The sequence below is a fragment of the Francisella noatunensis subsp. noatunensis genome (assembly GCF_009823375.1).
GTDB lineage: Bacteria > Pseudomonadota > Gammaproteobacteria > Francisellales > Francisellaceae > Francisella > Francisella noatunensis.
Window position 1 is genome coordinate 1 of sequence record NZ_WBSX01000062.1, and the last position, 10087, is coordinate 10087.

The window sequence follows — 10087 nt, forward strand, 5'->3', positions numbered from 1 at the left end:
TAAATTGCTTTGTGAGTTATATTAACAATGCCCTCATGTTTTAATCTACCACAAATAAGTTCCGGAGATATCTTCTTTTTTAACAAAGCTATTATTAGCTTTTTAACTTTACAGGATAGCTTATGATTATTTGAAGTTCTGCGGCTTTGATATAGCTTCTGTGCTATCTCAGCATTATAGTCACTATTTATACTAGTGCGATTAAGTTCCTTTTTTATAGCTGTTTCACTATAGCCAATTTTATTGGCTATTTGAGATGTTTGGTATCCTAATTTAAGTAATTCTTCTATACAATATCTATTTGAAAGAGTTAAGTGCTTTGGCATTTTTTAGTTCCTTATCGTTTATTTTAGTTTCGTCAAAACCTAATAAACTATATTTGGAACTCTCTTTCAACTATTTAAAACTTTCAGAATACAATCTAGCAATAAAACAGTTCTACAGCAAACATTTTGTTAAAATTATCTAATTTAAAATATACTCAAAAATATCATGATATCTCTAATAGGTAAAACTCCTATTATTAAACTAAAAACCAACAACACTCATAACTTGTACGCCAAATGCGAATGGCTTAATCCCACAGGAAGTATAAAAGATCGAGTAGCAAAATATATTCTAGAAAACTTGATTAAAAACAAAAAAATAAATCCTAAACAAGCAATCATTGAGGCAAGCTCCGGTAATATGGGAACTTCTCTCGCTGCAATTGGAAAATTATATGATCATCCTGTATATATTACATGCCCAGAAAAAACTGGAAAAGTAAAAAGAAAAATGATCAAGAGTTTTGGTGCTAACCTAACAATATGTAAAAATACCGCTGATTACACAGATGCTGGTTTTTATGTCAATAAAGCCAAAGAATTAGCAAAAAATTTAAATGGTATATTAATTAATCAATACGATAATCTACTAAATACAGAGTGTCATTACAAAACCACTGGGCAAGAAATAGTTAATTATTTTTTAACTCACTCTCAAAATATTGATTATTTTATAACAGTCGGAGGATCTGGCGGAACTATTACTGGTTGTGCAAAAAAAATAAAAGAAATATATCCGAAAACCAAAGTTGTCATGCCAGATCCGAAAGGATCTATTTATTATGATATTTTTTATCATGGTAGATCAATACAAGAAAATATTTATAGCTATAAAGTTGAAGGTCCTGGTAATCAAGTATTCTGTAAATCTATGGATATGTCATACATCGATGAAATAATTCAGTTTACTGATGATGAAGCTATACTAGGATGTCATGATTTAGCAAAAGAACAAGGAATTTACGCTGGTCATAGTAGTGGTGCAAATTATTTTATAGCTAAAAAACTAATTGAAAAACTGCCCAAAGATAAAAACTACAATATCTTGATTATGATTTTAGATAGCGGTATGAAATATGATTTCAACTGAATTTAAAAAGATATGAAAATATATTAAATTACTGTTATTATTAATCTGATGTATCAATTTAAAGGAGTATCGGTATGCCAGGTATATTAATAAGTTTTATACTGCTTTTCATTTCGGTCATGTCCGCTTGGTCAAGTAGACGCTGGGGAATTATAACGTTTTGTCTTTTTCTAATCGTAACATCACTAGTATTTCTTCATCATGCAAGTGATCACTTATCAATTTACCTATAGTTAGATAAGGAGTAATAAATGAAAAAATATTTTAGAGAAGACTTGCTAGATTGTATTCTCAATGTTTATAGAGATACCAAAATGTACTTCATTAGGTGTCAAGTAATTTAAACATTTCTTAGGTCTATTATTCAAGTCTATCTGTAACTTTCTAATGTATTGATGAGATATATTGTTAAAGTTAGTACCTTTAGGTATAAATTGTCTGATATACCTATTCATGTTTTCATTATTTATTCCTCGTTTTTTACTATATATCCTATTTATTTCTAGTATATATCTGGTGTAATACTAAGTCTGTACTATAATTTACATACCAGCTACGCATAAACAAAATATAAAAGTAAATGGATATTTAGATGAAATTTTATTTACTTTTGAGGTTCTAATTTACTTGTTACATCGCCAGTTAAAGATTCATCCATAACAGATATGCTCTTAATTGGTTGTCCCTCTTTTAAATCAGCTTCATTAAGATTAACAAAAATTCTATTACCAACTAATGTGTCGTAAATATATAAGGTATTATGAGACATTGATGTTACAGATTTCCATTGTGTTGGCCATTTATCTTCTAAACTAGGATTACTTAAATCCTCATTTTTGTAACCCTTAACAAATGGTACTGATAATGAGTCAGATGCTGCAAACATATAGTTAACAGCTTGATTAGCAGAGTCTGCATCTGGTAAATTTTCACTAATAAAATTAGCTCTTACAAATCTATATCCAGAGTTAGCACCACCTGGTAGTTTATCTACATTATAAAGTCCTAGTTTTTTAGCTTCTTTTAGCGTTTTTAGTTGTTTTGCGTAGCTAGGCTCATTGGTTATAGCTTTTACATTCCTATGGACAGTCAATTTGCCATTAATGTATTCTAAGACAGCACTATCTCCTGTTTTGTCTTCTATCATATAGTGAATTGGAAGGTTACATCTTCTCCATTCATTTTTACCGTCGGTACATATATTTGGTATTCATCTAGGTTTTCTAGAACTTCTTCTACTGTTGAGTAGTTTCCTAGCACATAGTTAACCCAATTAAATCCATTAACTCCTGGTTTGTTTAGATCTCTTTTAGGTTGAACAGTATCCCCCAAATAAAGTAGGTGAGCAGCTAATCCTTTTTCATTCACTCCTTCGGCTGAAAAATCTATAGGTAAAGTTTCTTCTATGGTCGCATATCCGTACTTATCTGTCCAACTCATTTGGTTATCTTTTAAATTACCAGTTTCTTTAGTACCTCTTGGATATGTGGTCAAATTTGGCTTAAGGTCTATGAAGATATCCATAGTTCTAGTAGTGTAAGCTCCTACATCCCCTCCAAAGTTATGATTAATTTCAGAACATGCTATAGCAGGCACTGAAGTAGCTAATACTGTACTAGTTATTAGAATGTTTGATAATATTTTTTTCATTTTTTATTCTCCTATTGATTGTTTTTAAAAGTTAAAGTTAATTTGTTAACTTACATAGCTATTATATTTGTAGTAGTATTAATATGTCTGTAGCAAAAAATGCATAAGTGCTATGCATGAATGAGGGTGATGATGAACTTTGATGATATTTTTATTTTTGTAAAGCTTATTGATATAGGTACTTTTACAGAGTTAGCAAAGCATTTAAATGTTTCGCAAAGTACTGTTTCTCGGAGAATTCAAAACTTAGAAGAGTCTGTGAATATGAAACTGATAAAGCGGAACTCAAGAGGTCTAATAGAAATGACGGAGGATGGAGAGTCATTTTACAGAAGTTTTAAAGATATTGAGAAACAGGCTAATACGACACTCCAGCAGATAGTGAACAAATCTAAAGAAATTAGTGGTACTCTAAAGGTAGGTATACCAAAACTTTTTCTCGATAATATCCTAGCTGATAAGCTAGGTATTTTTTATGCGCGTTATCCTAATGTTAAATTAGTATTTAGTTACACAGCAGGAATTATAGATTTGGTTAAAGATGATATTGATATAGCAATTACTATAAAAAAACCTATAACTAGTAGTTGTACTATAAAAACTCTCGTAAGAGCAAAAAATAAACTATACGCTAGTCAAGATTATATTCAAACATATGGACAGCCAAATTTATTACAAGATCTTGAAAGTCATGATGTAGTTGGATTTTTGCATAATGATAAATTTCAGACCACATTGATAGCTTTCTCTGAGAAAGATGATTCTAAAAAAGAGGTCAGTATTAATCAGAATATGTTTCTTAATAACTTTATATGTGATATTAATATAGCGACTAAATGCAATAAGATTATTAACACCTTAGATATTTTTGCTAATAGTAAACTAAATGTATTACCAGTACTTGATGATTATTATTTTGGTAGAACTGATTTTTATTTGGTAAGAGCAACAGGAGTTAGAAATAATTTAGAACAAGAATTTGTTAAATTTATTGATGTATGTTTACAGGAATATTAGATGAAGAAGATATTAATAACTTTTATTATGCTAGCTACTAGTATTAATCTATATGCGATTGTAGCTGGTAATTCGTTCAATGTAACGAGTAGTAGAGTTAAAATAGTCACGACTAATAAACATATTGATGAACCCATTACTAGTGATCAGTTTGAAGATGGTATTACTATGGCTAAGAATAAATAGTATGCGATAAAAAAGTTTATTTGCCAATACAGAAACTTGAGAAGATTTCTCCTAATAAATCATCGGAACTAAATTCTCCTGTAATAGAGTTAAGATACTCTTGAACTATTAATAACTCTTCAGCTAAAAGCTCGCCATTACCAAGCTCTAATTGTTCCTTAGCAAACTTGATATGATCAAATGCATTATCTATGGCTGTGACGTGCCTTTCACGAGCTGTATAAATACTCTCATTCTGAGTAGTATATCCAACTTTAGCAAGTATGTGATCTTTTAGTTTATCAATACCAATATTACTTTCAGCTGATATGTAGATATGATTATCATGATTTAGAGGTATTTCTTTAAGAAGATCTATTTTATTATGGACATAAGTAATATCTATATCTTTAGGTATTTGATGGTAAAATTCAGGAATTATATCTTTTATATCACTAAATTTAATCTGACTATTTGTATAGTCATCAGTTACAAATAATATTTGATCTGCCTCTTGAATTTTTTTGATAGCTCTTTTAATCCCTTCGCTTTCGATAATATCGTCACTGCTACGTAATCCAGCAGTATCGATAATATGCATTGGAACACCATTTATTTGGATATGCTCTTTAACGATATCACGAGTTGTACCTGCTATAGATGTCACAATAGCAGACTCTTTACCAGCTAAGGCATTTAAAAGACTGGATTTACCAGCATTGGGTTTACCCACTAGTATTAGTGTTATACCTTCAACAAGAATCGCTCCTTGTTTGCAGCTATTTTTAACATTGAGAATTGTTTTATATATATATTGTAAGCTATTGTGGATTTTTTGATCTTCTAAAAAGTTAATTTCTTCTTCTGGAAAATCAATAGATGCTTCTACGTACATTCGTAGATAAATAAGTTTTTCTAGAAGATTATTAATTTCTTTAGAAAAATCTCCTTGAAGAGATTTTGCTGCTGATTTTGCTGCTGTTTCTGAAGATGCATTAATAATATCTGCTACAGCTTCAGCTTGAGTCAAATTAAGTTTATTGTTTAGAAAGGCTCTTTCAGTAAATTCACCGGCATTAGCCATTCTAGCACCATATTCTAATGTAGCTTTAATTATTAAATTAAGTATAAAAAGATTGCCATGTGCTTGTATTTCAACGACATCTTCACCTGTATATGAGTTAGGGGAGTTAAAGAATATTACAATACCATGATCTATAATCTCATTAGTGTTATAAATATTACAAAATGTGGCATATCTCGGTTTGAGTCGTTTTTTTGTGAGCTTTTCGGCTATTGGCAAAGCATTAATGCCAGAAATACGTATTATACCTATACCACCATTACCTTGAGGAGTTGCAATTGCAACTATAGTATCTTTTATGTACATTTTTATTTTAATTTGTGATTTGAGTTATTTTCGTTATCTTCTTCTTGATCTATTACTCGCCCTTTTTTGCTAGTATATTGCCTAAAAAAATCAGGGTTTTCTTTAATTATTTTTCTATGTACAAAAAATGAAAAAATCATCAGAAAAATAATTAGAAAAACAAATAAAGGTGCAAAAATAATAAATGATATAACCGCTATAGCAATAAGACTAAAAGAGGCTAAAATTTGTTTTACATTATTGTTCATTACTTTGCTTTATAGTATTTATCTTGTATAATATGAATACAAGTATATCACTTAGGTGGTTATTAAAATAGGGCTCTACAAAATTCTGTGGGCGTGGTGGTATTCAAAATCCGGAGGTTTATATGAATATTCAAATTACTGGTAGACATGTTGAAGTTACTGATGCAATCAAAAACTATGTAAATGAGAAAGTTGGAAAGGTAGGGCATTATTTTGACAATATTACTTCAACAAAAGTGATCTTAGATGTTGAGAAAGATCATCAAGTTGCAGAAGCTATAGTTACGGTTCCTGGTAGCGAATTTGTTGCAAAAGCTGAAGATAAGGATTTGTATGCTGCTATTGACATGCTTGAAGATAAGTTGGCTCGTCAAATTAAGAAGCATAAAAACAAATTAAGAGATAACCACGCTACTGGTCATTCTGAATAACTATTCTACATATAATCTTTCTATCTAGTTCATGAACTTAAAAGCTCTAATAAATAAAAAAGATATAATTTTAAATCTTAATATTGAATCAAAAAAACGTTTGATTGAATTTTTTGCAAATAGAATATCTGATTATCCTGATATAGATGAGGATCTTGTTCTAAAAAATATCTATAAACGTGAAAGAATAGGCAATACATATATCGGTAAAAATATTTATATTCCGCACTGTCGAGTAGAAAATCTTATGACTACTAGATTGATAATAGTCACATTAAAAAGTAGTTATTATGATGACTCCATTGATGAAGATATTAAAATAGCAGTTGGTGTATTTTTCCCTGATAAAATATCTGCTATTCATATGGAGCTTTTAAAGCAATTAGCACTATACTTGAAAGAAGATCGTACCCAGCAATATTTCCAACAAGCTGAAAGTTCTGAGGATTTATATAATTTAATTATTAATACGAACAATGACTAATTTATTTGATAACATACGCATAGTTCTAGTTGAGCCATCTCACAGTGGCAATGTAGGTTCTATAGCTAGGGCAATGCTGAATATGGGATTAACAAATTTGTGGCTAGTTAACCCTAAAAAAGGTATAGATGATGAGGCTATAGCGTTATCATGTCATGCTACAGAAGTAGTCAAAAGTGCTAAGATTGTGACTAATCTTCAAGAAGCGCTTGACGGTATGGATTATGTAGTAGGTACTAGTGCAAGAGTGCGTAGAGTATCTCTGCCTATAGAACCTATATCAAAAGTAGCTACAAATATACTTAATAAAATCCAAAAATCTGATGAAAAAATAGCAATATTATTTGGTAGAGAAAGAACGGGGTTATTAAATGAAGAGCTTTTGATGAGCAATGTGCATGCGTATATTCCGTCAAATGAAGGATATACATCTCTTAATCTAGCCCAAGCTGTACAATTAGTAGCTTATGAGATTTATAAGCAAGCTGTAGAGATTAGTGACTTAAAAGAAGTTCCTGAATATACTCATTTGCATAAAAAAGCTTCTGTCAAAGAGCTACAAGGGTTATATCAACATTTTGAAGATAGTATGCTTCAATCTGGATTTTTGGATAAAGATAAACCTGGCCATGTAATGGATAAGGTGCGTAGACTTTTTCAAAGATCTGAATTAGAGAGTCAAGAGGTTAATATATTGAGAGGCTTTTTGACATCATTAGATAATTTGGATAAGTTAAAATGATTATACTTGGCATAGATGAAGCAGGGCGTGGCCCATTATCAGGGCCTGTAGTTGCTGCTGGAGTAATATTAGATCCTCACAAAACTATTAGCGGATTAACAGACTCTAAAAAATTAACAGAAAAAAAACGTCAATCACTATATGAACAAATAATTGCTCATGCAAAAGCATATACAATAGTTGAAGTTTCACCTAAGCAAATTGATGAATTAAATATCCTTCAAGCTACGCTTAAATCGATGAATCAAGTTGCAGATAATTTACGAGGACAATTTGATAAAGTGTTGGTTGATGGTAATAAATTACCAAACTGGGATTATAATTCAGAAGCTATTGTAAAAGGTGATTCAAAAATTCAAGAAATATCTGCAGCTTCGATATTAGCAAAAGTGCATAGAGATAATATTTGTCTTGAGCATGATAGATTATATCCACAATATGGTTTTGCCAAGCATAAAGGTTATCCAACAAAAGAGCATCTTGAAAATATAAGAAAATATGGTGTATTAGATATCCATAGAAAAAGCTATAAACCAATTCAACTATTGTTGTAAATGAATAACTCTGAAAATTACTATACAGCAGGAAAGAGTTTAGGGCTTTTTGCACTTACAGCTACTCTTGTAATGACAGAGTTAAATATATCAACTCTGATAGGTTTCTCGAGCTTAGGATATTTATATGGATTCTCGGCACTATCTCTAGGGATTGTATTTTTAGTTGGATTATTGTTTTATTCTTTTAGTGTCGCTAAAAAGTGGAAAAACTTTGATGCAATTAGTGTGTCTGAATTTTTTTCTCAACGTTATAATCCAGTATTTGGATTAGTAGTCGCATTATGTTTATTAACTGCGATGTCAGGGTTTGGAGCTAACTTTATATACTCTACTACAATTTATCTACAAGAGATTTTTCCTGCTTATAATCATTGGTTAATAAGTGGGGTTGCTTGTAGTTTAATGTTGTTATTTACCATAAGAGATGGACTACTAGTGATAGTGAAAATAGATAAATTGAGCTTTTTATTATCTATAGTTCTATTTATATATTTAGGGTATTCAGTATATAATGCTGATGCTTCTGCATTTGGATGTATTAATAATGCACAAATACCAACCTTACCATTTTCTTTTTCTATATCTCTAGCAATTCTTACTGCATTTACATATATACTTTCACCATGGTATGGACAAAAAATATTTGCTGCTAAATCTAAGAAAGTAGCATTTTATGCAGTGCTAATTACATCATTTATTGTGAGTTTGATTTATCTGATAGCTGTCTATACTACGGCTAAATATGCGGATGTGATTAGCTCCACCAACCCTGATGAAGCTTTTGCGTATATTGTACGAAATCTCTTCAGTAGACCTATGTTAGTGATATTTTATCTTATGATGTTTATGATAGCTTTGACAACTATAGCAGCATTATGGAATACTATGGCATCAATGTGTTCTGTACATTTCCAAGATAATAAAAGTGAGCAGAAAAATATCCTTACCGTAATTATTATTGCAATTTTTAGCTATATACTTGCTAATACTTTTATAGATCAGGTTCTTGATAAAATGTTACTTTTCAATATTCCTATAGCTGCCTTAGCATTTAGTTTACTATATGGCTTTTATGGTAGTAGGACTAATTTATTAGGAGCTATTCTAAGTACTATTATAGGTGTGATAAGTGCTTTATGTTGTTATTTGATTTTTAATCAAGATGATTTTGTTTTCTATTGGGCAACTGTGTGTATACCTTTGAGTTTTATGATTGGGTATTTACCTGTGGTATTAGGATATTTAAAAAAAATTATAGTTTATCGTTTCTGAGTTTCTTAAGTAGTATGAATTCAGCAAATATTCCAAGACCTATACCTATTAGAGTGTCAAAAATTCGTGCTATAGTAAACCTGATTACTGTTATATCTGATTTGAGAAAATAAAATACTGCAATTAACCAAATCGTTGCGAAAACAATACCAACTCCATAATTATGATTAATCATATATGTAAGGAAAATGAAAATAAAATAAGAGTATATTGCTAACGGATATTTATCAAAAATAAAATGTGATAATACAATACCTATCGCAGCACCAATCAGAGTACCAATTAGTCGATGCAGAGATGTTTTCATCGATACTATATAGTTTCCTGTAGATACTATAACTATAGAATAACAAATCCAAGCTGGATTGGTTATATGTATAAATCTAGCAGTTATATAAACAGAGACTATAAGGATAGTAATAATAATAGCTTGTTTAAAAACAAATGAATCTTTATTGATAGTAGGAGTTTTGATATCAACGCTTGGCATAATTATTGTAAATAATGAAGTTGATATGAAGCCTATTAGTAGTCCAGTTAGGCAGGAATTAAGAGAAGGTAATAGGATATTCTCATATAGAATTGGATCGAGTTTTATGATATAAAAAATAAAAATGTATCATTTCAAAGTAAAATAGATGTCAACATTTCTCAAAATTTTCCACGAAAGTGCCTAAACTGCCTAAATTTAGAGACCTATAGATACACTTATCCT

General features: G+C 30.2%; 15 protein-coding genes and 1 pseudogene. 9 read left to right on the forward strand and 7 right to left on the reverse strand.

The window, feature by feature from the left end:
* A partial coding sequence (locus F8C69_RS06180) for a helix-turn-helix domain-containing protein (protein WP_159184589.1) occupies positions 1-326 on the reverse strand: 326 nt, incomplete at its 3' end.
* 166 nt (positions 327-492) lie between these two features.
* On the opposite strand from F8C69_RS06180, the gene F8C69_RS06185 reads away from it, so the two are divergent.
* Together F8C69_RS06185 and F8C69_RS10620 are read left to right on the forward strand one after the other, a co-directional pair.
* Positions 493-1416, forward strand: a complete 924-nt coding sequence (locus F8C69_RS06185) for a PLP-dependent cysteine synthase family protein (RefSeq protein WP_159184590.1) — start codon at positions 493-495, stop codon at positions 1414-1416.
* Positions 1417-1490: 74 nt separating this feature from the next.
* A complete protein-coding gene (locus tag F8C69_RS10620; protein WP_267906019.1) occupies positions 1491-1649 on the forward strand; it encodes a DUF5993 family protein in 159 nt (52 codons plus the stop codon).
* Positions 1650-1694: 45 nt separating this feature from the next.
* Here F8C69_RS10620 and F8C69_RS06190 read toward each other — a convergent pair.
* The 3 genes and pseudogenes from F8C69_RS06190 to F8C69_RS10630 form a co-directional block, all read right to left on the reverse strand.
* A pseudogene (locus tag F8C69_RS06190) lies at positions 1695-1883 on the reverse strand (IS30 family transposase); the annotation flags it as partial.
* Positions 1884-2020: 137 nt separating this feature from the next.
* The gene (locus F8C69_RS10625) at positions 2021-2563 is read right to left on the reverse strand and encodes a linear amide C-N hydrolase (protein WP_234384266.1); all 543 of its coding nucleotides are present in this window, start codon (positions 2561-2563) and stop codon (positions 2021-2023) included.
* A complete protein-coding gene (locus tag F8C69_RS10630) occupies positions 2560-3066 on the reverse strand; it encodes a linear amide C-N hydrolase (RefSeq protein WP_234384267.1) in 507 nt (168 codons plus the stop codon). Before F8C69_RS10630 ends, F8C69_RS10625 begins: the two co-directional genes overlap by 4 nt.
* A gap of 132 nt (positions 3067-3198) precedes the next feature.
* On the opposite strand from F8C69_RS10630, the gene F8C69_RS06200 reads away from it, so the two are divergent.
* Positions 3199-4083: a LysR family transcriptional regulator gene (locus tag F8C69_RS06200; protein ID WP_159184591.1), complete on the forward strand. Its 885-nt coding sequence runs from the start codon at positions 3199-3201 to the stop codon at positions 4081-4083.
* Complete coding sequence (locus F8C69_RS06205; RefSeq protein ID WP_159184592.1) at positions 4084-4269, forward strand: hypothetical protein; 186 nt, start codon at positions 4084-4086, stop codon at positions 4267-4269.
* 16 nt (positions 4270-4285) lie between these two features.
* On the opposite strand, the gene mnmE is transcribed toward F8C69_RS06205, so the two are convergent.
* Together mnmE and F8C69_RS06215 are read right to left on the reverse strand one after the other, a co-directional pair.
* Complete coding sequence (gene mnmE / locus F8C69_RS06210; protein WP_159184593.1) at positions 4286-5638, reverse strand: tRNA uridine-5-carboxymethylaminomethyl(34) synthesis GTPase MnmE; 1353 nt, start codon at positions 5636-5638, stop codon at positions 4286-4288.
* 2 nt (positions 5639-5640) lie between these two features.
* On the reverse strand, positions 5641-5886 hold the full coding sequence (locus F8C69_RS06215) for a hypothetical protein (RefSeq protein WP_159184594.1): 246 nt from the start codon (positions 5884-5886) through the stop codon (positions 5641-5643).
* A 122-nt stretch (positions 5887-6008) separates the two neighbouring features.
* On the opposite strand from F8C69_RS06215, the gene hpf reads away from it, so the two are divergent.
* Genes hpf through F8C69_RS06240 form a run of 5 tightly spaced genes read left to right on the forward strand, consistent with a single transcriptional unit; the run spans position 6009 to position 9372 of the window.
* A complete protein-coding gene (gene hpf, locus F8C69_RS06220) occupies positions 6009-6317 on the forward strand; it encodes a ribosome hibernation-promoting factor, HPF/YfiA family (RefSeq protein ID WP_044526558.1) in 309 nt (102 codons plus the stop codon).
* Between the two features lie 31 nt (positions 6318-6348).
* Positions 6349-6801, forward strand: coding sequence for a PTS sugar transporter subunit IIA (locus tag F8C69_RS06225; protein ID WP_159184595.1), 453 nt, complete (start codon positions 6349-6351; stop codon positions 6799-6801).
* Positions 6794-7543, forward strand: a complete 750-nt coding sequence (locus F8C69_RS06230; RefSeq protein WP_159184596.1) for an RNA methyltransferase — start codon at positions 6794-6796, stop codon at positions 7541-7543. Before F8C69_RS06225 ends, F8C69_RS06230 begins: the two co-directional genes overlap by 8 nt.
* Entirely contained in the window at positions 7540-8097 is a 558-nt protein-coding gene (gene rnhB, locus F8C69_RS06235) for a ribonuclease HII (RefSeq protein WP_159184597.1), read from the forward strand. Before F8C69_RS06230 ends, rnhB begins: the two co-directional genes overlap by 4 nt.
* On the forward strand, positions 8098-9372 hold the full coding sequence (locus F8C69_RS06240; RefSeq protein ID WP_159184598.1) for a sodium:solute symporter family protein: 1275 nt from the start codon (positions 8098-8100) through the stop codon (positions 9370-9372).
* On the opposite strand, the gene F8C69_RS06245 is transcribed toward F8C69_RS06240, so the two are convergent.
* The gene (locus tag F8C69_RS06245) at positions 9353-9862 is read right to left on the reverse strand and encodes an FUSC family protein (RefSeq protein WP_234384268.1); all 510 of its coding nucleotides are present in this window, start codon (positions 9860-9862) and stop codon (positions 9353-9355) included. The genes F8C69_RS06240 and F8C69_RS06245 overlap by 20 nt on opposite strands.
* Positions 9863-10087: the final 225 nt, after the last annotated feature.